Origin of the sequence: Acinetobacter sp. SK-43 (genome assembly GCF_015351505.1) — a bacterium.
Taxonomy (GTDB): domain Bacteria; phylum Pseudomonadota; class Gammaproteobacteria; order Pseudomonadales; family Moraxellaceae; genus Acinetobacter; species Acinetobacter junii.
The window spans coordinates 20,859-45,895 of sequence record NZ_JADKPY010000010.1 but is presented as its reverse complement, the minus strand read 5'-3'; the positions used below and the strand labels follow the sequence as shown (position 1 = coordinate 45,895).

22 protein-coding genes are annotated in these 25,037 nt (G+C 37.9%); 11 read left to right on the top strand and 11 right to left on the bottom strand.

Annotated features, from left to right (window positions below; all coding sequences use genetic code 11):
• Positions 1-111: 111 nt before the first annotated feature.
• The 5 genes from IRT38_RS03635 to gshA all read right to left on the bottom strand — a co-directional run bounded on the left by IRT38_RS03635 (position 112) and on the right by gshA (position 8,684).
• Positions 112-2,484: a hypothetical protein gene (locus tag IRT38_RS03635; RefSeq protein WP_194596974.1), complete on the bottom strand. Its 2,373-nt coding sequence runs from the start codon at positions 2,482-2,484 to the stop codon at positions 112-114.
• Positions 2,485-2,487: 3 nt separating this feature from the next.
• A complete protein-coding gene (locus IRT38_RS03630; RefSeq protein WP_001055953.1) occupies positions 2,488-3,114 on the bottom strand; it encodes a hypothetical protein in 627 nt (208 codons plus the stop codon).
• The gene (locus tag IRT38_RS03625; protein ID WP_194596973.1) at positions 3,101-6,421 is read right to left on the bottom strand and encodes a type VI secretion system Vgr family protein; all 3,321 of its coding nucleotides are present in this window, start codon (positions 6,419-6,421) and stop codon (positions 3,101-3,103) included. The genes IRT38_RS03630 and IRT38_RS03625 overlap by 14 nt, the downstream gene beginning before the upstream one ends.
• A gap of 157 nt (positions 6,422-6,578) precedes the next feature.
• Positions 6,579-7,085 (bottom strand): disulfide bond formation protein B, encoded by a 507-nt coding sequence (locus IRT38_RS03620; RefSeq protein WP_004910048.1) that lies wholly within the window; start codon positions 7,083-7,085, stop codon positions 6,579-6,581.
• A gap of 21 nt (positions 7,086-7,106) precedes the next feature.
• The gene (gene gshA / locus IRT38_RS03615; RefSeq protein WP_194596972.1) at positions 7,107-8,684 is read right to left on the bottom strand and encodes a glutamate--cysteine ligase; all 1,578 of its coding nucleotides are present in this window, start codon (positions 8,682-8,684) and stop codon (positions 7,107-7,109) included.
• Between the two features lie 194 nt (positions 8,685-8,878).
• Here gshA and IRT38_RS03610 point away from each other — a divergent pair, with 194 nt between their 5' ends.
• The 3 genes from IRT38_RS03610 to IRT38_RS03600 are packed head-to-tail and all read left to right on the top strand — an operon-like array spanning position 8,879 to position 11,333.
• Positions 8,879-9,418, top strand: a complete 540-nt coding sequence (locus IRT38_RS03610) for a DUF924 family protein (protein ID WP_005403439.1) — start codon at positions 8,879-8,881, stop codon at positions 9,416-9,418.
• Positions 9,419-9,452: 34 nt separating this feature from the next.
• Complete coding sequence (locus IRT38_RS03605) at positions 9,453-10,010, top strand: CC0125/CC1285 family lipoprotein (protein ID WP_136700448.1); 558 nt, start codon at positions 9,453-9,455, stop codon at positions 10,008-10,010.
• A gap of 15 nt (positions 10,011-10,025) precedes the next feature.
• Positions 10,026-11,333 carry a DUF445 domain-containing protein gene (locus tag IRT38_RS03600; protein ID WP_004910060.1) on the top strand — a complete coding sequence of 436 codons (1,308 nt, stop codon included), beginning with the start codon at positions 10,026-10,028 and terminating at the stop codon, positions 11,331-11,333.
• A gap of 128 nt (positions 11,334-11,461) precedes the next feature.
• On the opposite strand, the gene IRT38_RS03595 is transcribed toward IRT38_RS03600, so the two are convergent.
• Complete coding sequence (locus IRT38_RS03595; RefSeq protein WP_004910063.1) at positions 11,462-11,902, bottom strand: hypothetical protein; 441 nt, start codon at positions 11,900-11,902, stop codon at positions 11,462-11,464.
• Positions 11,903-12,221: 319 nt separating this feature from the next.
• Here IRT38_RS03595 and IRT38_RS03590 point away from each other — a divergent pair, with 319 nt between their 5' ends.
• Together IRT38_RS03590 and IRT38_RS03585 are read left to right on the top strand one after the other, a co-directional pair.
• Entirely contained in the window at positions 12,222-13,376 is a 1,155-nt protein-coding gene (locus tag IRT38_RS03590) for a pyridoxal phosphate-dependent aminotransferase (RefSeq protein WP_194596971.1), read from the top strand.
• A gap of 97 nt (positions 13,377-13,473) precedes the next feature.
• Entirely contained in the window at positions 13,474-14,841 is a 1,368-nt protein-coding gene (locus IRT38_RS03585; RefSeq protein ID WP_039047202.1) for an MATE family efflux transporter, read from the top strand.
• 53 nt (positions 14,842-14,894) lie between these two features.
• Here IRT38_RS03585 and IRT38_RS03580 read toward each other — a convergent pair whose 3' ends face one another.
• Positions 14,895-15,722 carry an SDR family NAD(P)-dependent oxidoreductase gene (locus IRT38_RS03580; RefSeq protein ID WP_004910072.1) on the bottom strand — a complete coding sequence of 276 codons (828 nt, stop codon included), beginning with the start codon at positions 15,720-15,722 and terminating at the stop codon, positions 14,895-14,897.
• Positions 15,723-16,184: 462 nt separating this feature from the next.
• On the opposite strand from IRT38_RS03580, the gene IRT38_RS03575 reads away from it, so the two are divergent.
• From IRT38_RS03575 to IRT38_RS03560, 4 genes are all read left to right on the top strand, one after another.
• Entirely contained in the window at positions 16,185-16,862 is a 678-nt protein-coding gene (locus IRT38_RS03575; RefSeq protein ID WP_125318802.1) for a TetR/AcrR family transcriptional regulator, read from the top strand.
• A gap of 250 nt (positions 16,863-17,112) precedes the next feature.
• Complete coding sequence (gene phoB / locus IRT38_RS03570; protein WP_004679100.1) at positions 17,113-17,823, top strand: phosphate regulon transcriptional regulator PhoB; 711 nt, start codon at positions 17,113-17,115, stop codon at positions 17,821-17,823.
• A gap of 8 nt (positions 17,824-17,831) precedes the next feature.
• Entirely contained in the window at positions 17,832-19,190 is a 1,359-nt protein-coding gene (gene phoR / locus IRT38_RS03565; RefSeq protein WP_004910079.1) for a phosphate regulon sensor histidine kinase PhoR, read from the top strand.
• A gap of 122 nt (positions 19,191-19,312) precedes the next feature.
• The gene (locus IRT38_RS03560; RefSeq protein WP_194596970.1) at positions 19,313-19,777 is read left to right on the top strand and encodes a DUF2147 domain-containing protein; all 465 of its coding nucleotides are present in this window, start codon (positions 19,313-19,315) and stop codon (positions 19,775-19,777) included.
• A 104-nt stretch (positions 19,778-19,881) separates the two neighbouring features.
• Here the strand turns inward: IRT38_RS03560 and IRT38_RS03555 are convergent, their stop codons facing one another.
• Positions 19,882-20,334 carry a PACE efflux transporter gene (locus IRT38_RS03555; RefSeq protein WP_194596969.1) on the bottom strand — a complete coding sequence of 151 codons (453 nt, stop codon included), beginning with the start codon at positions 20,332-20,334 and terminating at the stop codon, positions 19,882-19,884.
• Positions 20,335-20,429: 95 nt separating this feature from the next.
• Here IRT38_RS03555 and IRT38_RS03550 point away from each other — a divergent pair, with 95 nt between their 5' ends.
• Positions 20,430-21,317, top strand: a complete 888-nt coding sequence (locus tag IRT38_RS03550; RefSeq protein ID WP_194596975.1) for a LysR family transcriptional regulator — start codon at positions 20,430-20,432, stop codon at positions 21,315-21,317.
• Between the two features lie 424 nt (positions 21,318-21,741).
• Positions 21,742-22,131: a tautomerase family protein gene (locus IRT38_RS03545; RefSeq protein WP_194596968.1), complete on the top strand. Its 390-nt coding sequence runs from the start codon at positions 21,742-21,744 to the stop codon at positions 22,129-22,131.
• Between the two features lie 103 nt (positions 22,132-22,234).
• Here the strand turns inward: IRT38_RS03545 and IRT38_RS03540 are convergent, their stop codons facing one another.
• The 3 genes from IRT38_RS03540 to IRT38_RS03530 all read right to left on the bottom strand — a co-directional run bounded on the left by IRT38_RS03540 (position 22,235) and on the right by IRT38_RS03530 (position 25,021).
• The gene (locus IRT38_RS03540; RefSeq protein WP_007116247.1) at positions 22,235-23,263 is read right to left on the bottom strand and encodes an IS701 family transposase; all 1,029 of its coding nucleotides are present in this window, start codon (positions 23,261-23,263) and stop codon (positions 22,235-22,237) included.
• A 61-nt stretch (positions 23,264-23,324) separates the two neighbouring features.
• A complete protein-coding gene (asd, locus tag IRT38_RS03535) occupies positions 23,325-24,176 on the bottom strand; it encodes an archaetidylserine decarboxylase (protein ID WP_004910093.1) in 852 nt (283 codons plus the stop codon).
• Positions 24,173-25,021 (bottom strand): sulfurtransferase, encoded by an 849-nt coding sequence (locus IRT38_RS03530; RefSeq protein ID WP_004951163.1) that lies wholly within the window; start codon positions 25,019-25,021, stop codon positions 24,173-24,175. The genes asd and IRT38_RS03530 overlap by 4 nt, the downstream gene beginning before the upstream one ends.
• Positions 25,022-25,037 lie beyond the last annotated feature (16 nt).

The following is a 25,037-nucleotide window of genomic DNA, read 5'->3' as shown; positions in this document are numbered from 1 at the left end:
TAGCTGTATTAGCTGTATTAGCTGTATTAGCTGTATTAGCTGTATTAGCTGTATTAGCTGTATTGAAACATCCAGAAATTAATAAAACTAGTATTAATAATAAAGTATTTTTCATTGGGTTATCTCTATATGCATTGCACCTTCTCCAGGTTCATCCCCAGAAATAAAGCCACTAATGATACCATTAAGCTTAGCATCCTTACAGGCTTGCTTAAATTTTTTCCCTTGTGCATTCAAGTGACTATTAGTACCAAAACCATTACTATTTAATCCTATATCTACTACATTAACCTTGTTATATTGTTCAGTACTGACACAATGTTTGGAAACTTTTTTATTTTGTTTTTGTAATTCAATAATTTTCTCTACCATTTTACTAATAGTTTGTTCCTTCCTCATATTCTTGGCTTTACATTCATCTCTGACTCTTTTTACTTCTTCTCCCGGCGCAGTATACCTAATATTCTGACTATACATTGCATTAGCTTGGGATTCAGCTGTTCGAATTGTGCTTGTTATATATATTTTATTCATTCCCGCTTCTTTAGCTAAAAATGCTAATATTTTTTTGGTTTTTTCAGAAACAATATTTCGTCTCCACTCTTCATTCACGCCGCTAAATAGAACACTTACTCCTTCAACCTTAGCTACTTCTGCTTTTTGAATTTTCAAATTAATCGTTGCCATACTATTTTCAATTTTTCCATCAAAAATAATTTTCTCTTTATTGGATTCCAAAACTATAATTCTAATAGATTCATTTATTACCCCTTTATGAATTTTTTTACCCAGCCCATTTGCACCACTGACATGACTACGTTTTGTTCCTTTATACTCAACAATATAACTACCACCATTAAATAATTGATTAGTTTTAACGTCATAAGTTAAAACTGTAAATTCAACTTCTCTACTATCATTGACCACCATTTTGGGATGACCATCTTTACTTACCGCAGTGTTTTCATCTCTTTTAGGAGTAGAGTCATGAGTTTCAACTGGCTTATCAACTGGTTGTTTATGTTTTGATGAAGGAACTTGTCGTTTAGATTGAGCTATTTCTACAACTTTAGTCCCAGTCTTTATATTTTTTGATGCTTGCTCTATTGCTGACGAGTCAACGTCGATAACACGAAGCGATTTATTTTTATCAACTTTGATAGTCAATAAGTTCCGTTCATCTCTTAATTTATAATTCAGCTCGAATCCTGGCATTGCACTAACAGTTATCTTTCCATTACCATCAGTCTTTTTTTGCTTTATCTGATTTCTATATTTTTGAATTAAATTCAAATTTGTTATAGGTTTTTTCGTATCTTTATGTCTAAAAAGAATATTAAAAGTATGTAAATTAAGCTTTATCGTCTTTTCGCCCATACCTTCTTGTGCTGTAAAACGAATAATTTCTTGTTTTGAGTCTAGCCCACTAATTAAAACCGTAATCTCCTCGCCACTTAATGCTACTAAGTTATTTTCAATACCATTAGCCCCTACACTATGCTTCTTTTCTGCATTTTTATATTTGAGAAAATAAGAAAAATTTGGAATCGCTTTATTTTCACTATCTATGACCTTAATACTAAAATTAACATTTTTTTGTTTAGTATTATTATCACTGACTTCCGCTTTTTTTTCATTATTTACTTCAGCCTTAGAATCTATTTTTACAGATTCTTGCTTTTGACCAGGGATAGGCTCTTGGTTATGTATATCTGTTTTCGACTTAATACCTTTCCCATTATTTACTACAATAACTGATGCATAATTTTTACCATCACCTAATAAAGAGATCTCTTTATTATTCTTATCTTTTACTAAAACACCATTAACCTTAAACCTAGCACCCATATAGTTACAAACCTTAACTTGTTTTATCTTCCCTTTTTGGTCTGTAATTAAATCCTTGAATAAAGGGACTGGTTTTTTATCGTTATATACTACATCAACTGTCACACCAACTAATGGATTTCCAGCATTATCAACAAATGAAACATCAAATATTGAAGTTAAGACTTTATACCAACGCATATCATCCTTTTCAGTCCCTGGTATTTGAACTTGTTGAGTAGGATTCGATTTACTTACTACAAAATCAGGAACTAAAGAAGGGTAATTAGAAGGATCAGATTTATGTAATTGTGCCTGTGCCTTAGGGCTATAATAATACACAACACCGCCTGTAAAATCGGGTTCTGTTCCATTAAATATAGGTTCTACTGCTTTAATCAAACTCATTAATTTAGGTGAAATATCACCTGAATCTAAAGCTTTTTTTGCTCTTTTATAAGGCGAATTTTTCTGGGTGTATGCATCATATCCTGTTTTTGTAACGATTTGGATAATAGTGCTCCAGGATTTCCAGTTTGCGAAACCAACTCTGTTTCTCATTGTATGCGCAATAACTTTCCATGAAGTTTCACTACAATTTTCAGCTTCACCATTAATAGTTGCAACAAATATTTTAAAATCTTCGCTATAGCTCATTTATTACTCACAAGTTTTCTTAATTATTTTATTAAAATACAAACTATTACCATTTTTATCTACATCCGCTAACATTGCTACTAAATGTAATTGTCCTTTATCATCAAAATATGATTTTTCTTGAAATGAATTATATATAGCGCTATCTATTGGAACATTATTAAATTCTTTATTTTTCAAATTAGCTATTATTTTTTTATTTTTATTAAATAGCTTTCTAGCATAGATAATATTTTTCTTGGAATCACTTTCAATTAAACAATTATTTTTTTTATCTAAAGCAATAAATTCTTTAGTTTGATCTTCCTGTATTTTACTTATAAAAAAATGATATTGACATGGTGAACCACAACTACCATAAGCATGAAAAATATTTTCATTTACTTTATCAACTTCAGGGTATCTCATATTTCTTAAAATGAAAGTAGTTTTATTATCAGAATTTTTTACAATATCACAATATTCTTGATCATTCCCTTTGCATTTTAATTCAACATTAAATATATCTTTTGCATAGACAGTCGAACTAATAATAACTCCACAAAAAGCAAGAGCTAAAATGATTAAGCTATTAATATCAAGTAAATAAAATTGTGATCTCTTACTTTGTAAAATTTCAATCATGTTCATGCTCTTCTCCACAACCACAGCTATCAATATCTTCATCATCTAATGACTCAGCTTCCTGTTCAGAAATTAACTCTTTATTTTCTGTTAAATAAACTCCTGGCACTAAAGCGAGTTCTACATTATCAACAGAATCACTATAAACTCTTGCGCTACTTTCTTGCTCAAACTCATATACAGCTTCAATTTTCTTAGAATGATTAATTAATTTATATTCCATATTTTTTAATATTTTAGTATCAAATATTTGACTTAAATCAAATCTCATACTGTACATTCCTGTTTCTGGCATTTTCGGCAACTCAGCATTTACTGTTGCTCCACTCGTAAACAAATGCTGCCCAGCTTTACTTTCAAACTTACCACCTGTTGTTGAAAATACGCCATTGGCATTAATTTTGAGCTGTGACCCACCTGCCGTTAATACAATTTCTTTTGGACTCGTAAGCTCGATTTTATCTTCAGTAGAAATAAGCTTAATCACCTTCTTCGCAATTGCTTCAATAGCATCATCTTGTGCTTGTAGTTCGAGCTTTCCTTTCGCTGCATAAGCACGCAAACCCTTTTGCGCAGCAAACAAACTGATTTTGTCTTGTGCGTGCCCAATAATATTTTTTTGCGCACTTAAATTAATAGAACCGCTGGCACTTTCGGCAATATCTTGCGAAGCTTGTAGAATAATATTTTCAGGCGTCGTCAAAGCAATACCATTTGGCGATGCTAACAACATAAGGGCTTGTCTGAAGATCTTGCCTTGCTCTTGTTGTTTAGTATCGAAACTGCTTTCTAAACCTTGGGTATAACCTTCCATAAAGCCTTGTAAAGAACTCAATGCTTTAGAAGGTGATACTTCCAATTTACTGCCTTTACTAAAAGTTCCGCACGTACTCATCAAATCAAAGTCTTTAATCTCGACATTGGCTAAGACTTTTCCAACCTCTTGAATACTTTCAAATGGATTTTTATGAATACGGTCTTTAATGCTAGCAAGTTTGCATTTAACAATGTCAGGGCCATGTTCTTCAACGTTTTCGATAAATGCTTTTAAGTTTTCCACCGCATCTTTGGCATCGCTAAAGAAAGTATTAAATTCATCTACAACACCTTTTGCAGTTCCCCCTAGCGCACCAATATCTTGAATAAAACCACCACAGTCTTTTAAAGCGTGAATAGGATCGTTATTGATCCCTTCTTTAAACAAGTCCACCGTACTATTTAATGCCTGACCTGTGGTTTTTAACTCAAGTGACTGGATAAATTTGGGTAAGCGATTAATCACGTTCAAAGCATCAGTTTGTTGCTTGGCTGCAACTTCACTGAGCATTTTCATGCTTTCATAACCTTGTGACAGCAAAGATTGTGCTTGAGCGGCTTCTAGATGATCTGCAATCGCCTGTTCTTGTGCATAGGTACTAATGAGCATACCTTTACCCGCACGCACAGCTCCCCAAGCATCTGTTCTTAGCTCAAAGCCTTCACCACGACCTTGGCTCGTCGCTTGTTCTTTAGGATGACTTAAATTACCTAAGTTCAGTTGGGTTGCTGCATGGCTACTTTGCAACTGTGTACTGATTTGTCCTGTTGTATCATCGAAACGTAACTGGTTAAAACCACTACCATTGACTTCTTGACTACGGATACCACTGAGTTTTTTAGTATCTGGAAGCTGCCCTTTGACATCAAATTTGGTTGGAGAACGTTGCGCTTCATGGATTCGTCCTGTCACAAAGGGACGATCAATATTGCCATCAAAAAAATCAATAACGACAACTTCACCGATACGAGGTAAGAAGCGAGCTCCATACCCCTCTCCCGCCCAAGGTGTTAACACATCGACCCATGCTGAATCGGTATCATTGTCATTACTGCCCGCACCGCCATCATGTCCGTGATCATCACTACGGGTAAACAGAAAGCGAACCTTGATACGTCCCCATTCATCTACATAAATAGTTTCCCCTTCTGGTCCAACAACTTTAGCGCGTTGTGGATAGGCGATTGGGCGATGCTGTAGAGGATCATATTCTGGTGTAATTTTGATTTGACGGCGAATCAATGTCAGTTCATTTGCCTGCCGCTCAGCCCCTTCATCTTCAAGTGCATGCCAACGACTTTGTTTTAATAATTGGCGTACCTGTTGCTGTAAATCTTTCGGTAAATTATTTTGATTGTAGAACGTTTTAGCAATAATCAAGAACTCTTGATCTACGACGTCATGCTGATTAATTTCTGGATGATCAATCAGGTTGAACCAATATCCTACTTGGCTGTCACGCACTGAACTATAAGCTTTAAAAAACTTGGCTTGCAAAGCATACCTATCATTTAATATTTGATTTTGCTTTTCTAATTGGCTGTTACCTGAAGCTGTAGCTTGATCTTCACCTTTTAAATCCTGCATCCATGCTGGACTTACATGCCATGCTTGTTCAAGACCTAAACTGACTGAGTCAAAACTTGTGGAATGACTATGTGTGGTGATGACTGAACCAGCGCCTTCGTCTTGTGCTAAAGCATCAGGCTGCCAACGTTGCAAATGAACAGCAGTGGGTTGCAAACTTCGCACTGCGACAAAACCTGTAATACTGTCTTGGTATTCGGTTGCACTACTTCGATGATAGCGAATACTGCGTCGAGCTAAGGCTTGATATTGACTATTATCATCAATCAATCGTAATTTTTGTGATTGAATCGGTATGGAAAAATGCGGAACAAAAAGCTCTGCTTCATCAATGAGCCAACTAATCCCTTCACTACGCCATAGGCGTGTAAGAAAATCATAATCAGATTCATTATGCTGCATCACAAATGGACGCACATCATAACTTTGCTTTAGTCCATTCAGATCAAGACTCAAACTTGCAGCAAATAATGGGCTTTTTTCTTGCCATTCTTTGAATAAAACTTCTGTAACTTCAACGATTGTTTTATTCATAAAAACACGACTATTACGGCGTTTATGCCATAAGTTTGTCGCATCATTCAGAGTCAGTTTATATAGAGTTAAGGCACCATCACTTTGTCCATAGCACGCTTCAGTTACTATGCCAGTCATACGGAACAACTGTCCTGAATCTGTGACTTGATCCACAGCCAGTTGAACACCGATAAATTGTTTTAATGCAATATGAGCATTGGTAGAGAGGCAAATTAATTCCGCATGTAAGCCATCATTCAGTTGATGCTTTCCCTCGATACGCTGTAAAAAAACTTGGTTATTTAATTCTTCATTAGAAAATTGTACGTGTATTGCACGTTTTTGTGCATTTAGCCCTATTTTTTCTAATACATTAGATATATTAAAAAGCATTTTTTTATAATCATAGGATAAAGAAACGGCTGCACTTTATAAAAAAACAGACCTATCTGTCTATAATTATATTTTATTTTTAGCAAATCTTTACATTTTCGCTTATCAATAAAAAAAGAGCCTATAAATTTCGGCTCTTTTTATTCAAAATGGTATTTTAAGCTTTAGTAGAATCATATTTTCTAAACAACTGCCACAAACAAATCAGCAGAATAAAACTAAAATATACCAAAGACCAAACAGGTAACGACTGACCTAAAAAAGTCCAATCGATCAAGGCACATTCACCAGAACCTGTTAGCACTTGCTGTAAAACCGTTTTCATCGGCAAAGCTTCTACCAAATAATCCAAACCAGGACCACAACTTGGTACTTGATCAGGTGGTAGATTCTGCAACCAAACATGACGTGCAGCAACACCCGCAGACCAACCAATTGATAAGGTCGCTAATAATGCATAAAAACGTTTGAAGCCATTCGAAATCGGATTATGAATAAACGCAATCAATGCGATAAATCCCATACCGATCAAACCAATACGTTGGAAAACACAAAGTGGACATGGCTCTAATCCTTGTACGTGTTCTAAATACAAGGCAAATGAGATACCAATAATACTGGTCAGAACAAGTAAAGCACTGACCAAACGGTAATTCCAACGCATGGGAAATCCTCTAAAAAATTTTTAACGGTATTTTGCAAGATATTGGCTAAAACTCATGTCGTTATCTTGTTCAAGTTCAGCCTGTTTTTGCAACGAAGTTTGTGCCAGCTCATCATAATACTGTTTTCTTTCTTGGTTTAATACATGCTGATCATAATATTGCACATGTTGCTGAGCCATAACGCTGCCAAAACTCCATGTACCACCATGCTTCAAGGTATCTTCAATGACATGTGCTGAAAGCGTATTTTCAACATGTGCTAAGCGTTGTTGCATTACAACAATTGCGTCTTGATACAAGTGTGTTTGATTCGCTTGATCGAGTAAAGTCGCACATTGCTGAATAGTTGCTAAATGCTGCTGTGCCCAAGTTTGAAAATTCATTGTTTTCTCACCAAGCTCAATCTTTACATCAGCTGCACGACCTCGATTCACAACCTCTGTTTGATTGCGATCAATCTGTTCTTGTTCATCTGCAAACAACTCTGGACTATCACTCAGTAAACAATATAAAGCTAGACTTTCAAGAAAACCTGCAGCGATCTCATCAATACCGATTGAACTATACGGATTGACGTCAACAGCACGAAGTTCGACATAACCAACACCACGATTTTTCAACGCTTGTGATGGCGTTTCACCGACCTGAGGAACTTGTTTTGGACGGACCAAACTATAGTATTCATTTTCGATCTGAAGCACATGATCATTAATTTGGATAGGTTCACCAGACTCATCGTCTAAGCCCAACGCACTAAACTCTGGATAAGGTGTATGAATTGCTTTCTGCAATCCATCCAAATAGTCATGCAGATCGTTATAATGAATGCCTAATTCTTTCTGTGCTGAGTTTTGGTATCCCAAACGCCCCATACGTAAAGCCGTAGCCTCAGGTAAATACAAAGTGCCTTTAACCAAAGGTTGTAAATGATGTTCACGACCTGTCAGGAAACAACGACAAACGGATGGACTCGCTCCTAATAAATACATCACCAAAGGAGTTAAACGAATAAAATTACGAATTAAGCCAAAATAACGATGGCTACGATAATCTTGAGCACTGAGTTGTTTTAATTCTTGATCGCTCGCTTGCTGTTGTAACTCAGCAAACAATTGATCAGGGAAAGATAAATTATAATGCACCCCTGAAATCGTCTGCATACGGCGGCCATAACGCACACCTAAACCACGGCGATAAAGCGTTTTAAAACGACCAATATTCGAGGTTCCGTACTGTGCTAATTGGATATTCTCTTCATTATCATCCAGCATACATGGCATCGACAGTGGCCATAAGCGCTCACCTTCTTCTAGGTGTTGATGCACCACGGTGTGAATATCTCGCAACTCATCTAATGCCGCTGCAATAGTAGATTGAGGAGTGGTAATAAACTCCATCAATGCTTCTGAATAATCCGTTGTAATATGAGGGTGCGTGAGTGCAGACCCTAAAGCTTTTGGATGATTTTTTTGTGATAAAAATCCATTGCTTTGCATTCTTAAACTTTCACGTTCTATGCCGCGTAACATCCCCTTCAATAGCGAAGCATCTACCCATGTTGGAATCACAGAGGAAGAAAATGTGTTGGGTTGATTCATAATTTATATGCTCGCTTATTCAAGATCGGCCAACAAGATAAGTGTTAGCGACTTCGTTATTCTGCCAATTATAACGACAATTGTGATCTAGTCATCTGATTTAATTTGGCAATTTTTATCACAATCTTGTTACATAAGACACGCTGAATTTGTGATTTTATTAAAATAATCGATCTTTCATTTGGCACTTCTTCATGCAAGCACAAGACATTCTCGACTTTTGGTTTGATCCGAATCATCGTTCACTTTGGTTCGCGAAAAGTGATGCTTTTGACTATAAAATTCGCGAGCAATTTCAAATAATTCACCAGCAAGCAATCCAAGCAGAACTTTGGTCTTGGCGCAAAACACCAGAAGGCCGTTTGGCTGAAATCATTGTACTCGATCAATTCTCTCGTAATATCTACCGTGACCAAGCACAAGCATTTGCTTATGACAGTTTGGCATTGGCACTGGCACAGGAAGCGATTAGCTTACAACTTGATGCGCAATTGAGTCCTGAACAACGTTCTTTCTTATATATGCCGTTTATGCACAGTGAATCTAAATTGATGCATGAATATGCCCTCAAGCTTTTTCAACGCTTGGGTAATGAAATCAATCTGAGTTTTGAAAAGAAACATAAGATCATTATTGATCGTTTTGGCCGCTATCCACATCGAAATGAAATTTTAGGTAGAACATCAACGGCGGAAGAGTTGGAATTTTTAACCCAACCCAATAGTAGCTTTTAAGTCAGTTTTACAGACATTGAAATAGGAATTGCATATGAAAACTGTATTGAAATGCACCCCTCTCCTTGTCGCATTGGCATTTACAGGGTGCGCGACCATTCCACAACAACCCAAAACCTTTGACCAACTTGGTCAATTCACCGCTTATCCATTAAATAGCAAAACGTATCGTATTGGTTTTCAAGCAGGTCAAAATCTAAGTTATGGTACAGCTGAAGAAATTACCTTACTAAAAGCTGCTCAAACAACACTCAAAAATGGATACCGTTATTTTACGGTTGTGGATGACCCAAGTAATGCACGGAATAAAGCACCGCGTCAGGCTGTGATTTATCCAACGCCTAGCTATTATCCATATGGCTACTATCATCGCCATCCAGCCTTTTGGCCCGATCCATTCTATGATATGCCACAAGTGGTCAATATTGATCCAATCCAAGTGTCGTATACTATCGAGTGTTTCAAGACTCAAGATCAATCTCCAGATGCTTTTGACGCACAAATGATTTTGCAATCATTAGGATCAAAGTACGGATTGAGTCCATCAGGAGATGTGTTACAGCCCGCTGTGCCCACTCAAAACAAAAAGTGAATAAAGGATGACTAAATGAATTCAGTCGAAGAAATCCACGTACCTAGCCTCCAGAGAAGTAAATACTTCGCCACGATGGCACTGATTATTGCGGTAGTGTCATGGATTGGCTTAATGGTCGCGGCGCATTTTTTTCCTGAATACAAATGGATCATCCATATATTTATGCTTGGTGCGGAAGCAGGTGTGGTTGGTGGTTTAGCAGACTGGTATGCGGTTACAGTATTATTTCGTAATCCTTTCGGCAAAATGCCTTTACCGAAATTACTCCGTGACCACACGGAAATTATTCCACGTAATAAAGCCCGTATAGCCGAATCGATGGGTCGCTTCGTCCAAGAAAACTTTTTATCACCGCAAATCGTAGAACGTAGTCTCAAAAATGCAGACATGAGTTTGGCAATTGGTGAATGGTTAGCCAATCCTAAAAATAATACGCAAGTGGTGCAGATGATTCAGCACACAGTGCCTAGAATTTTTGAATTTGTCAGCCAAGATCAAATTGCTCACTTTGTACAGAACAATAGTGTGCAATGGGTTCGTAGCACCAAAATCAACAAACTTGCCAGTGAAATGTTACGTGCTGTTTTAGATAATGATTTCCACCAAGATGTATTGCAACGAGGGCTTGATCTAGCACATGAATGGATGGTGTCTCATCCTGAAGAAGCTCGAGACCTATCTCGTAAATTATTTCAAGAATTAGGCGTATGGAAGCTGGCAAAAGGTGCGAGCTGGATTGGAATTGATGTACAACAACGGACGATTGATTCACTGATCGAAAAAGTTGAATCGATGTTAGCTAACCCTGATCACCCATGGCGCCAAGATATTGAAGCCACAACACATACACTGATGTTACAACTTGCTGATAACGATAGCGAAGCCAGTCTACGTCTAAATAGTGGCAAGGATGCTTTGCTCGATAGTCCTCAGGTGCTCAATTTTATTAGTGGTGCCATCGCGATCCTATGTGATGCAATTAAAACGGATTTAATGCAAGAAGATTCAGGTATCGCGACGAATTTAAGAACTGCGATTCAACAGCTTGGTATAAGCTTGATTCAAAATGAAAAAGTTCGTGAAGTTTTGAATGAAAAAATGGTCGGCTTAGCAACCAACTTCAGTGAGCAATATAGCGATAAAATTATTCGTTATATCAGTGAGCGCATCCACGAGTGGGATTCTCGAGAAATGATCGCCAAAATCGAAAGCGAAGTGGGCGGCGATTTACATATGATCCGTGTGAATGGTGTGATTGTCGGCGCATTTATTGGTTTAGCGCTTGGTGTCATTCGTGCAATTGTTGAAAACGTTTTATAAACGATAGAGCCATATACGGTAGAGTCTTTCGACTTTGCCATCTTTTGCCCTAAGCACCCTGTGATTAGGGCTCATCCATCTTCCCAACAAAAACACATAAAGAGAAGGGTCTCTTTTCCTGTCATTCATCAGCAAACCAACTGCTTACTTTCTTGATAATAGCGTGCCAAAGCTTCGGTATCTTGTTTTAAAAAGGCAGTTAAGTACGCTTTTACTTGAACCAATGACAGATGGCTAAAATGAATTCGCTCTTTTGCCTGAAATTGTACTAAACCAAAGATTTGTTTTTTAGCAACGACCACAGGAATATCTGTTTTTACCGTGAAGCTCAACTCTTGAGATGAGGCATAGGGATTTAAAACGATTTCGATGGTGTGTTCTGTATTACCATCTGTAATGGTAAAAGTCGGGCTTGCACCGTCGAGCTGCAGCCAACGATTGAGTTGTTGTTTCCAACCCATTCTGTCAAATCGAGTTAATACCCCAATGGTATTTAATGCTCCACATTGTTCTACATCATTTAAATCAAGATGATGCGGATAGCGTATTTTTAGATCGAAATTGTCCATTGCTTAATGTCCTATTTCACAATTATTCGTATTTATTTTAATCTCTCGATATAAATTATATCGCTTAAATAATTAAATTAAAACACCATATATGATTGAAAAATAATAATTTATTAGACAAATTTAACTAAAAAATGACCAATTCTGTCACTATTGTTTTTATTAAGACACTATTCCACTATTTCTCTTGATATTTAGCACATTATTGAAGCAAGGAAGAGACGTAAATCTCTGTTCGCACCAGTTGCGACGATTTGGATATCTCATCCTTTTACCGATACAATCAACTCAAAACAAAACGTAAATTAGGTTAATCACCATGCTGCAACTTCAGTCAAAACTTCCAAGTCAAGGTGTGACCATTTTTAGTGTAATGACTGAACTCGCTCACAGGCTCAATGCCTTGAACCTATCACAAGGTTTTCCTGATTTTCCTGCCCCACCCGCTCTGTTAGAAGCACTTAGCCAAGCAACATTAGATGGCTATAACCAATACCCAGCAGGAGATGGTGTATTGGCTCTGCGCGAACAGTTAGCACAACAATTTCTGCAACGTGATCAATTAAATTGCGACCCCATCACCGAAGTTACCATTACACCTGGTGCAACCATTGCCATTTTCTGTGCAATCCAAGCCTGTATCCACGCTGGTGATGAAGTCATTATTTTTGATCCAAGTTATGACAGTTATGCACCTGCGGTACAACTCGCAGGTGGTAAGTCGATTCATATTCATTTGGAAGCACCTTCATTTCAGGTAGATTGGCAAAGGGTTCAAGACAGCATCACTGCCAAAACTCGCATGATTATTGTCAATACACCACATAATCCTACAGGAGCAATTTGGTCAGAGCAGGACTGGCAACAACTGATTCAACTTATTGAAGATAAAAATATTGTTGTATTGTCTGATGAAGTTTATGAACATCTGGTCTTTGATGGGCAAAAACATTTTAGTGCTCTAAGTTTTCCCGAACTGCGTGAACGTAGTTATGTCATTGGTTCTTTTGGAAAGACCTATCATGTCACGGGTTGGAAAACAGGATATTGTGTTGCTGCACCGGAATTAATGCGTCTATTTCGACAGATTTATCAGTACGCAAATTTTTGTGGTACTACACCATGCCAAATTGCACTGGCTAATTATATGCAGCAGCATCCTGAGCATAATCAAGAACTTCCTCATTTCTACCAAGCAAAACGTGATCGTTTTAATGCTCAAATCCGAGACTCACGTTTTAAATTTCTACCATCTCAGGGAACCTATTTCCAAAACCTAGACTATAGTGAAATTCGACCTGATCTGAATGATGTGGAGATGTGCCAATTCCTTGCAGAGCAACACAAAATTGTCGCTATCCCAATTTCCGTCTTTTATCAGCAGCCTCCTGAATCACTCAGACTCATTCGATTTTGTTTTGCTAAAACCGATATAACCTTGCAACGTGCGGGAGAAATCCTCGTACAGTGTTGATCAACAAAACATAAACTGAACTCAACCCAAGCTCGTGCTGCATATGTTATTTTGAAGAGATGATTTGCGTTTCCAATAGACGCGTAAAGGAGTTTAAATGACGCCACGCCAAACGTTGGTGATGCAACCCAATCTCTGGAAAACCTTTTTTGTTTTTCTTGTCCCGCTAATCGCCACAAATATTTTGCAGAATCTTTCAGGTACGATTAATACGATTTTTGTCGGTCAGATGATGGGCGTGGATGCGATTGCAGCCGTTTCTGTATTTTTCCCTATCCTGTTTTTTCTCTTGGCTTTTGTGATTGGAATTTCAGCAGGCACTACCGTATTAGTTGGGCAAGCATGGGGAGCACAAAATCTTGAAAAGGTTCGCTGTGTCATCGGCTCAACATTATTTATTACCCTGATTGGGGGCACCTTGATTGCCATTTTAGGTCTGGTATTTGCTGAGCAGATTTTAAATGTGTTGGGCACCGACCCTAAAGTCATGCATCTATCATTACCCTACGTTCAATGGATGCTAGTGGGTAGTCCGTTATTATTTGTTTATATTATTTATACCTCGATTTTACGGGGTGTTGGCGATAGCGTGACACCGCTAATTGCCTTGAGTTTAACCAGTTTAATTGGCTTGGTGGTTACACCTGTTTTATTAAAAGGCTATTTTGGTTTTCCTGAATTAGGCATTATCGCACCTGCAGTTGCCACCATCATGGGTTACGCGGCTGTACTCATTTTTCTAGCTTTCTACTTAAATTATAAAAATCATCCTCTTAAAATTGATCGACAACTGATTCGAAGTATTCGTCACGATCCAAATTTAAGTAAGTTAATTTTAAAACTGGGTATTCCGACAGGCGTACAAATGGTCACCACGTCTTTGGCTGGCTTAGTGATTATTGGCTTAGTTAATCGTTATGGCGCACACGCAACTGCCGCATATGGCGCAGTCAATCAAGTTCTGAACTACATTCAATTCCCAGCCATGTCGATCTCCATAGCGGCATCAATCTTTGCCGCGCAAGCAATTGGGGCTGGAAAATCCGACTTATTGGCAAAAGTGACACGGACTGCCTTAGGCATGAATATCTTGTTTACAGGAACACTCATCACTTTGGCTTATCTATTTTCTAAGTATTTAATGGCACTTTTTATCACCGATCATAGTGTGGTGGTATTAGGGCAACAGCTATTATTTATTGTGCTATGGTCAATTTTGTTTTTTGGTGCAAGCGCTATTTTTGCTTCAATCATGCGTGCCAGTGGTACAGTCAATGTCCCAATGATGATCAATATTTTGACCATCCTTCTGATCGAAGTGCCTTGTGCTTATTGGTTTAGTTCTATGTGGGGCTTAAATGGTATTTGGACAGCTTACGCGCTCGCCTTTGTATGCCTATGTATTTTCCAAGCAAGTTATTATCAATTTGTCTGGAAAAAACGTGATATTAAACGACTCATCTAATAAATAAAAAAGCCATTCAAATCTGAATGGCTTTTTGATCAAGCATATAAAGCTTAAAGCATCTTAGTTGCAAAAGCTGCAATACGTTGATAGCCCGTAGGGAATAGACGTTGGAAAGAATCTAAAATTCGAGCATCTGTTCCAATCAACAAACGGCGTTTATCTTTTAATACCGCATTTAAAATTTGACGTGCAGCTTCTTCTGGTGGTGTACGCAAGAATTTATCAAACTGCTTGATTGATTTGCCTGGATCCATACCTAGGCTCTTTAAGCTGTCGTTCATTTTTGCAGCTTTGGCAATATTGGTACGAATACCACCTGGGTGTACGCAAAGTGAACTTACACCGCTCTTTTCAATATCAAGTTCTTGGCGTAATGACTCTGTGAAACCGCGTACCGCAAATTTTGTTGCGTTATAAGCAGATTGAGTTGGTTGTGATGTCAAACCAAAAATACTTGAGATATTGATGATGTGACCATCTTTAGTTTGTTTGATGAATGGAAGGAATTCTTTTGTTCCATACACCACACCCCAGAAGTTAATTCCGACGATCCACTCTAAATCTTCGTAGCTTGCACCTTCAACGGTAGAACCCAATGCAACTCCTGCATTGTTAAAGATCATATTGACACAACCATGATCTTGAACTGTTTCTTGTGCCCATTGTTTTACCGCTTCGCGATCAGAAACATCCAGCACTTTGGTTGTAACTGTAATTGGATTATCTTTCACAAGCTCAACAGTTTGTGCCAAGCCTTTTTCATTGATATCGCTCAATGACAAGTGACAACCTTGTTTAGCCAATAAAACTGCCAGTTGTTGTCCAATCCCAGAACCTGCACCTGTGATCGCTGCGACTTTATTTTTAAAATTTTTCATTGCCTATCCTTTGTATTGCGAATGAATTGCACACATTTGAGTAGATCATGTGCAGTTTGAGTTATAACCAATATAATTTTGACAATACATATTGTCAATATAGTACAATATCACTTTAAGACAAATGGCAAGAATCAACATATTGCTTGTCATATTAGGTCTATTTACATTTCATGAGTAAGATCTTGGAACGAGACAAAGCATATTGTGTGGAATTTAGTTATGCTAGAGCCGCATAAAGAATCGACAATTGGTAAAAAATGTTATTGTCGAGAGTGTTAGGGCTAAGATGTTTCCCCAAACTTCGTTATAAAATTTAACAAGGGGAATAATTTTATCTACCTTTTGCAAGTTGTGGCATGGATGGTCATCCTCATGATTTTTGATCTGAAATGACAGTAATTCACTGCAAACTTGTCCGAGCCACACGATTTAAAGATTTTTTAGGGAACGGTTTTTCTAATGACGACTCAAGATCAGGCGACACGTAAAAAAAAGAATGTTGACGCGAAAGAACGCCAATTTAAAGGGCTGTCTTTGAGTGAGCGTAAAGAAGCGCGCCGAGAGAAACTGATTGAAGCGGGTATCGCCACTTACGGGACACAAGGTTTTTTCTCTGTCACTGTGAAAGATGTCTGTAATGAGGCAAAACTTACTGAACGCTATTTCTATGAATCTTTTAAGAAAAGTGAAGAATTATTCCAAACCGTTTTCTTAAAAATGATTGGAAAAATGCAAACTTGCTTGACCCAAGCGGTCATCATGGCTGCCCCTGAACCTAAAAACATGGTGACTGCGGGTTTATCTGCATTGCTCACTGCGATTAAAGATGATCCGCGTATGGCACGTATCATTTACATTGATGCCATGCTCGTTCAAGACTTACATAACCAAGCCACCATTCAAGAAACATTAACGCAATTTGACCGCATTATTCAGGCTTTCGTCATGATCACGATGCCGAATGCCCTTCAAGGCAATGATGAAGTGTCGTTAATGGCTACAGGGCTGAATGGATACGTGACCCATATTATTATTCGTTGGGTCTCTGAAGGCTTCAAACAACCACTTGATGAAGTTCTTGCAGCCTGCTGTGCTGTGTTTTTATCCTTTATCGAAACCACATCACAAAAAAATTAAAATCCTTTTACAGTTTTGTTACAAAGTATATGCTTAAATGATGATCCGATTAAACGAATGAATTCATTTGATTTATTAATCAGCAACCTGTCATCATTTGGTCATTGCTCTGCCCCACAATTGTCACAATTTATTGCTAAATTCGACTTTATTAACTCTTTTGCAATGATATTGTCATAATTAATCTTTGTAATAAGCCTGTTATAACAACAAAACGGTTCACCGTTACAGATATTAAGGGTATTGCGCTGTGAAAGATGACTATATTTTAATTGTCGATGATGAACTACCGATCCGCGAAATGATCCATACATCTTTGGATATGGCAGGCTTCCAATGTTTGCAAGCGGAAGATGCTAAACAAGCGCATCAGATTATTGTTGACCAGCGTCCTGCTCTTATTTTGCTGGATTGGATGCTACCGGGTGGTGTGAGTGGTGTCGATTTGTGCCGTCGCCTAAAACGTGATGAAAACTTAGCAGAAATTCCTGTGATCATGTTGACCGCACGCGGTGAAGAAGACCATAAAGTTCAAGGTCTTGATGCTGGTGCTGATGACTACATGACCAAACCATTTTCGACTCGTGAACTGGTTTCACGTATTAAAGCCGTGTTACGTCGTGCCAATGCGCTGAGCGGTGAAAAAGTTATTGATGCCAATGGCTTAATGCTTGATCCTGTCAGCCAGCGTGTGAGTTTTGGAAACAGCATCCTCGAGATGGGGCCGACTGAATATCGTTTGCTTGCTTTCTTTATGACTCACCCTGAACGTGCATATACACGTGCTCAATTACTTGACCAAGTTTGGGGCGGCAATGTATATATCGAAGACCGTACTATTGATGTACATATTCGTCGTTTGCGCAAAGTGTTAGAACCATTTGGTGTTGATCGTTTTGTTCAAACGGTACGTGGCACTGGTTATCGTTTTTCTACACGAGCTGACTTAGCAGCAGGTTAAAACCCTTTATGTATGAACCTTATCCCGTCCCTGAACTGGCACGTGAGCACCAACAATTTCGTTACAGCAGTTTGTGGACGTTTGCAAAACAAGATTTAAGACTGTTGATGTTTTTCTTATTGATTGCAAGCTTAATTGGATTTGGGGTTGGATACTTTTGGAGCTGTATCTTTGTTGCCTTTGTTGTTTTCTTCCTTTTGCAGCTCCGCTCGCTTTATCTAGTCAATGATTGGATTTCAAATCGTCCCTACGATATGCCACCTAATTTAAATGGCATTTGGGGCGCACTATTATTTAATGTCTACCGCGCACAACGCCAAGAACGAATCGTACAAGCGGAGATGGTGGGATTAATAGATCGTGCTCAGTCATCATTAGTTGCATTAGCTGAAGCGGTGGTTTTAATCGATGATCAGCATCAGATTGAATGGTGGAACCCTGCTGCTGAAAAGTTATTGGGAATTAATCCATTAGATCGTGGTCGCAATTTACTCTCTATTTTACGCCAACCTAATTTCATTGAATATTTCAAAAATAGTGATCAAGCACCAGATGGAATTCGTCTTCAAGCACAGATGGACGAAGAGCGTTATGTACAAGTTAAAATCACACGTTTTGGTGGGGAAAGCCGTCTCTTGGTTGCACATGACATTACTCGTATGCATAACCTTGAACAGATGCGTAAAGATTTCGTGGATAATATTTCCCACGAGCTACGCACGCCACTAACGGTATTGAGCGGATACCTTGAAACCTTTACCGATCAAGATGATATTACCCCACGTTGGAAACGTGCATTTACTCAGATGCAGTCGCAAACCAAGCGTATGAATGCTTTGGTCAATGATTTATTACTATTATCCAATTTAGAGAATAATAAAAAAGTCGCTAAAAATCAGATTATTGATATGGCAAATTTGATGAACCAATTATTTGATGATGCACGTGCCTACAATCTCGATTATGGTCATACACTCAACTTAGATATTGATAGCCACTGTGATCTGATTGGTTCGGACATGGAAATTGCTAGTGCTTTCAGCAACTTAATTACCAATGCCATTAAATACACACCCAAAGGTGGAATTATTACCATTGGTTGGCACGAAGATGGTGATCATGCCTATTTTTCTGTCCAAGACAATGGTATTGGGATCAACCCTAAACACCTCCCTCGTCTCACGGAGCGTTTTTATCGGGTTGATAGCGCTCGCAGTCGTCAAACTGGCGGCACAGGTCTAGGTCTAGCGATCGTTAAGCATGTGCTGATGCAGCATGGTGCGCATCTCGAAATCACCTCTAAAGAAAATGAAGGCTCTACATTTACAGCCGTGTTCCCGAAAGAACGCCTTTACCATATGATCTAAAATAATTACAGGGAACTGCCAAGTTCCCTGATTTATGATGTTTTTCTATACTTTTAAATAATATAATAAGTTGTTGTTTCATTTCGCTATTTCTACACTTCATCTCGATGTAAAAACGACTTATGATTATTTCTTTAATTCGCAGCTTTGTGTTACTCCTCGGACTCAGTACTGCTTTTCATATTCAAGCAAGCCCTTTTGATCCTCTAATTGGTACATGGAAAGTTGTCGATGAACGCACTGGTTCTTATGTGTCAGATATTGTGATTCGACGCAATTCTAAAACAGAACAATACAGTGCTGTCATCGTCAAAATGTATCCCTCCGCTAAAGAGGTCGCTCCGACTACTTGCACAAAATGTACAGGTGCTTTGAAAGATCAACCTATCGTCGGTATGGAAGTATTAACTAAGCTCAAAAAACTCAATCAAGATGAGGAATTTGGTCAAGGTGTCTGGATCAACCCTTATGATGGTCATAAATACAGTATTCAAGGACGTTTAAGCAAAACTGGTAAAATGCTAAATATCAGTGCCAAACATCCAAGTAATAATAGCTTTCGTGCTATGACATGGATTCGCTTATAAAAAATATACATCGTTTAGTGTCATAGTTAAAAAAATATGGGGGCTTTTAATAAGTCCCCATGTTTATATGCAATCATGATTGCTTGAATAGGCTTTGATTTAAATTAAAGCTTAGTCGTTGAAGGCAATGGCTTAGTTTCAAGCAAGTGACTTGGCAAGCCAAACAAATGATCAAAAAAGTAATTATAAACAAAGGTATAACATGGGATGATGATCATCAAACTAAAATCTAATAAGAAGGCTTTGACTAAACTGATTTGCACCCACCAAGCAATCAATGGAATCAAAATAGTGACTAAGACCACCTGAAAACCGATAGCATGCACGACACGTCTAAAAATGGTTCGTGTCTTAGAATGCTGTCGTTTTTCCCACCATTCAAAGGCATAGTTGTAAAAGAAATTTACGCTGACAGCGATCACCGCAATTAATAATGACAAAGGTCCAGTGTGACTGATCGTTGAGCCTGAAAGTACAGCCAAAATCATCGCACAAATCAAAAAACTGAGTACTTCATAGAAAAATACATAGGTCACTCTTCTTTTCATTCCTTGCATGACAGCACCTCAAAATCAACAAAACGTGGATTTTACGCACTCTTTCTGATAAAAAAAGTTAATCGTGATCAGTTTTTCTGACAAGCAAGGCAGAGATAAATATGAATAGTGAACAGCTAGAATTAATTCTTGAAGTGATTGATCGAGGCAATTTCTCTGCTGCAGCACGTGCTTTAAATCGAGTACCTTCGGCTGTGAGTATGGCCATTGCGAATTTAGAAGCAGAATTGAATTTAAAATTATTTGACCGTAGCAAAAATCATTTAGAACCTACCGAGATTGCCCTATCTATTGAACCGCATGCACGATTAATTGTGACCAAATTGCGTCAACTTGAAATGCATCTCACAGAGCTTTCTATGGGATTGGAAACAAATCTTAAAATTGGCGTTGCGGCTGATATTAATCAAAAAATCGTATTGGCAGGCATCGAAGATTTAACGCATCGCTATCCGCTGTTAAATATCGAAATGCACTGCGCAGCACAGCAAGAACTCAAAGCACGCCTTAGAAATAATGAAATCGATCTGTATGTTGCTTATAGTTCATCTACGATTGATACCAATGAACGCTTCCGCTTATTGGGTGTTGAAAAATTTGTTGCTGCGATATCCCCTAAAGAAGCACAACAGCTTCGGGCACAACATAAAAATGAACTAACGATGTTATCTGAGCTTCGACAAATTATTGTGGCAAGTAAAAATTATCCTCTCCCTGACCCACGTATTTTGGTCTCAGATGCCTACTGGCATACAGATAATTTATCCATGGCGATTGGGATGGTGGAGCAAGGACTCGGCTGGGGTAATTTTCCGTTGTCCATCGTCCATGAGCATTTTGCTAAACAAAGTTTGGTTCGTTTGGAGTTTAGTGATACCACCAACGGACTAGATATGCCAATCCATGCGATTTGGCCTAGTTATAAACCTCTCACTAAAACGCTTCAATTGCTGATAGAACTTTGGGCAACACAACAGCTTTAACGGAAAAGAAAAAAGCCCGACATCCTGTCGGGCTTTTTCGTATTCCTTTCACTAGATACAACTCCTGTCATATCTCACATCCTGATGCTCAAACTTATTATTATTGTTTTATGTTTTGGAACGTCCTGTTCCTGATGAGTTGATATTAGAGAATTTAACTTAGGCTGAAAATGGGACATTGACGTTAATCGGTGTAGGAAATGGCTTACACGGTTAGTTTTATGCTTGGTCAGAAATATCAAACATGCTTAAAAAGCAGCCGACTTGTGTCTAAGTCAGTTTCTTTATCTTTTTTAGGACGGTATAAAAACCATTAAGGAATTGATTTAATATAATTTTTCCAATATGGTTTCACATAAGCGCCACTATGTTAAATGAATGGGATAAATTAAGCTAAAATTAGGATTTTAATTTAGAGAAAGTAATGTCTCAGATAAAAATTTATGCTTTAGATGAAATAATAGAATTACATCGTGATAATTTAAGTAAAGCTATCCATCAGGCTTTAGTTAGAGAGTTAAAATACCCAGAAGAGAAAAGGTTTCAACGTTTTATTGCACTAGAATCAAAAAACTTTTTATATCCAGCAGATCGCAGTAAATCTTATATAATTATTGAAATTTCCATGTTCGATGGGCGAACAAAAGAGACTAAAAAAGCATTTATTAGATCCCTATTCGAAAATATAAACAATCTATGCGGTATTGATTCAAATGATGTTGAGATAACTATATTTGAAACTCCTAAAGAAAACTGGGGCATTAGAGGGAATAATGCCGATGAGCTACAATTGAATTATAAGGTAAATGTTTAAATTTTCTAAAATTAACATAATACGCCTTATGCGAAATACGTAAAACAAAAAGCCCCTATCTATAGGGGCTTTTTATAATTATATAGATAGGACTTACGCACTATTATTTATAGATTCTCTGTGGTAGCAGATGATTTTTATCGAGAATAAAGTCATCAATGAAGTTTTTGATAACTGGTCTAAATAATTTCTTCTGCCAACGATATACATTTTCAAAGATCCGCTCAAACTGGTTCTTTTGTATCTCGACGTAGGCCATCAAGGCTGAAAAAATATGATTCAAAATCAGTTTAGATCGTCTTACTTGAAACTTTTCAATATGACAAACCTGTTTAATCACCCGGTGATATTGCTCTATTTTCCAATGACTTGAATGTAATTCATGAAAACCCTCAAAGGACAATAAATCATCTTCATCTTGATGCACAATATAAAACCTCTGCTGTTCTTTTAACTGAGTCTTAAATAATTGTACAAAGCCAAAATCTTTGAGCCAGACCACTTGACCCTGATGGAAATTTGGCAATAAACGCAGTTGAAACCATTGTCCTTTTTCTGGGGAAACCTTACGGTTACAGTCGATACCAAACATAAATCGAATACCATATTTTCTTATGGTTTTTAGATTTCCAGTCGATGAATACCAACTATCACCTGTAATAAATTGAATCTTTGCACCCCAACTGAGTACTTCACTTAACATATCCATAAAGTAATCATTCTTGGTTTTACTTTCAGATTTGTCATAAATTCGGAAATTAATTGGAATATTTTGACCATTCTGATCTGTCGCATACAAGGTAATGAGATTAATACCCTTGACGGATCGGTGGTGTTTGCCTGACCAAAAATAGCTAACCAAGTCCATATGTTGACTATAGGGTTTATCTAAAACAGTATCATCAATACTGACTATAAGTTTATTATTATCAATATGTTGAATTGCTTCTTGATATAGGTCGTGAGGTGTGTAGTCTTCACGTTCTAGAAAGCGATTTACACTATCATGCGAGATGTTATAAGTCTCGGCAAGTTGTGTGCAGCTAATAGAGTTCGGTTCTGTCATGAGAAAGCCCATATAAATGGGTAATGTACAAGTTGCTGTAGAAGCATGTTTAATTCGTCTGATCACAGATACTTTATAAAGTATTTTAATACTTTTTTGAATCCGTCAATGCGTAAGTCCTAATAGATTAAATCGAATGTCCTAAACGCTCACCCATCACCACAGTCGAGTTCGCTTTAAACTGCTCTTCCCATACCATTTTATCTTTTTCAAATAAAACCACAGCAGTAGAACCTAAGTAGAAACGACCTAACTCAGCACCTTTATCTAACTGCATTTGATGATGCTGTAATTCAACTTTACCTGAAGGTTTTACCTTACCTGTCGCAACAGTTTCAATCCCAGCCACAATCATCGCGCCAACTAAAACCACTGCCATACGACCAAGTTCTGTATCAAACAAACATACCATACGCTCATTACGCGCAAATAAACCTGGTACATTTTCAGCAGTCGTTTGATTAACTGAGAACAACTCTCCTGGAATGTATAAAGTTTCAGTCAATGTACCTGCAAATGGCATATGTACACGGTGATAATCTTTCGGTGATAAATAAACTGTTGCAAACTGACCATCTACAAATGGCTTCGCAAGTTGCGGATCACCAATCAATTTCTCTACAGAAAAACTTTGACCTTTGGCTTGGAAAATATCACCTGCCTCAATCTTACCCAGCTGAGAAATTGCACCATCCGCAGGACAAACAATACTATCCGCACGCTCGTCCACGCCACGTACACCTTCCTTCAATGCACGGGTGAAGAACTCATTAAATGATTTATATTGATTCGGATTAGTCTGCTCAGCAATGCTCATGTCAATGCCGTATTTCGCTTTGAATGCCTGAATCACAGCAGTTTTTACCAAAACATTTTCACTGGCTGCCACTTTGCCGATGACACGGCTCAGTTGATGTTGAGGTACTAAGTTTTGTGCTTTGATAAAAAGTTGTTTTTTTAGGTCTGCTGAAAAACTCAAGATGGTGACTCCCCTGAAATAATAGGACTATCGAGGCGATTGCCCCATTCACTCCACGCACCATCGTAGGCTCTCACTTGCCAATTGAGTAATTTTGCCAAGATATACGCCAAGCCCGAACGGTGATGTGACTGACAATACACCACCACAGGTTGTTGTAAATTAAAGCCTAATTGTTCCAAACGTTGTTGAGTGCGTTCAAGCGGGTGTAATTTTAGATGATTTTCACGGTTTAGGGCAGTACTCCATTCAAAATGCAAAGCATTTGGGATGTGACCACCGCGTCGCGCAGCAAGACGTAAACCCGTATATTCATCTATGGTTCGACAGTCCCAAAGTTGAATATTCTTATGATTGACTTCATTGAGGAGTTCATCATATTCAATACGATGCTGTTGTACTGCCTGCTCATCAATAGCAACTAACTCTGCAACAGGTTTATATGGTTCAACTTCAGACGTGGTTGGTAAACCTGCACCTAACCAGCCATGAATACCACCATTAATCAAGCTGGTACGTGTGAAACCTAAGCAGTGTAAATTCCAAATCAAACGCCCTGCCCAAGCACCACCCTCGTCGTCATACACCACTACATGATGTTGCGGTGAAATATTTAATTTCTCAATCAAGGTTTTTAAACCATCAACATCTGGCAATACACCATTCGCTTGTTCATTCTGTGCAACTAAATATTTAGGTTGCAAATGAATGGCATGTGGAATGTGCAATTGCTCATAAACCGAAGCTCGGCTTAGATCGATCACTCGAATCAACTCATGACCCAAGTATGGTACAAGTTGTTCAGGTTCAATCAATAAACCTAATTTAAAATCTGTGTCAGTCATTGTTATGGTGTCTTAT

Bases quoted from the DNA above. Each gene is read 5' to 3' on its own strand.
- IRT38_RS03585 (WP_039047202.1), top strand. From the start codon at position 13,474: ATGACGCCACGCCAAACGTTGGTGATGCAACCCAATCTCTGGAAAACC.
- phoR (WP_004910079.1), top strand. From the start codon at position 17,832: ATGTATGAACCTTATCCCGTCCCTGAACTGGCACGTGAGCACCAACAA.
- IRT38_RS03600 (WP_004910060.1), top strand. From the start codon at position 10,026: ATGAATTCAGTCGAAGAAATCCACGTACCTAGCCTCCAGAGAAGTAAA.
- IRT38_RS03545 (WP_194596968.1), top strand. From the start codon at position 21,742: ATGTCTCAGATAAAAATTTATGCTTTAGATGAAATAATAGAATTACAT.
- IRT38_RS03605 (WP_136700448.1), top strand. From the start codon at position 9,453: ATGAAAACTGTATTGAAATGCACCCCTCTCCTTGTCGCATTGGCATTT.
- IRT38_RS03620 (WP_004910048.1), bottom strand. From the start codon at position 7,085: ATGCGTTGGAATTACCGTTTGGTCAGTGCTTTACTTGTTCTGACCAGT.
- gshA (WP_194596972.1), bottom strand. From the start codon at position 8,684: ATGAATCAACCCAACACATTTTCTTCCTCTGTGATTCCAACATGGGTA.
- IRT38_RS03635 (WP_194596974.1), bottom strand. From the start codon at position 2,484: ATGAGCTATAGCGAAGATTTTAAAATATTTGTTGCAACTATTAATGGT.
- IRT38_RS03630 (WP_001055953.1), bottom strand. From the start codon at position 3,114: ATGAACATGATTGAAATTTTACAAAGTAAGAGATCACAATTTTATTTA.
- IRT38_RS03610 (WP_005403439.1), top strand. From the start codon at position 8,879: ATGCAAGCACAAGACATTCTCGACTTTTGGTTTGATCCGAATCATCGT.
- IRT38_RS03625 (WP_194596973.1), bottom strand. From the start codon at position 6,421: ATGCTTTTTAATATATCTAATGTATTAGAAAAAATAGGGCTAAATGCA.
- IRT38_RS03595 (WP_004910063.1), bottom strand. From the start codon at position 11,902: ATGGACAATTTCGATCTAAAAATACGCTATCCGCATCATCTTGATTTA.
- IRT38_RS03575 (WP_125318802.1), top strand. From the start codon at position 16,185: ATGACGACTCAAGATCAGGCGACACGTAAAAAAAAGAATGTTGACGCG.
- IRT38_RS03590 (WP_194596971.1), top strand. From the start codon at position 12,222: ATGCTGCAACTTCAGTCAAAACTTCCAAGTCAAGGTGTGACCATTTTT.
- IRT38_RS03560 (WP_194596970.1), top strand. From the start codon at position 19,313: ATGATTATTTCTTTAATTCGCAGCTTTGTGTTACTCCTCGGACTCAGT.
- IRT38_RS03530 (WP_004951163.1), bottom strand. From the start codon at position 25,021: ATGACTGACACAGATTTTAAATTAGGTTTATTGATTGAACCTGAACAA.
- IRT38_RS03580 (WP_004910072.1), bottom strand. From the start codon at position 15,722: ATGAAAAATTTTAAAAATAAAGTCGCAGCGATCACAGGTGCAGGTTCT.
- IRT38_RS03555 (WP_194596969.1), bottom strand. From the start codon at position 20,334: ATGCAAGGAATGAAAAGAAGAGTGACCTATGTATTTTTCTATGAAGTA.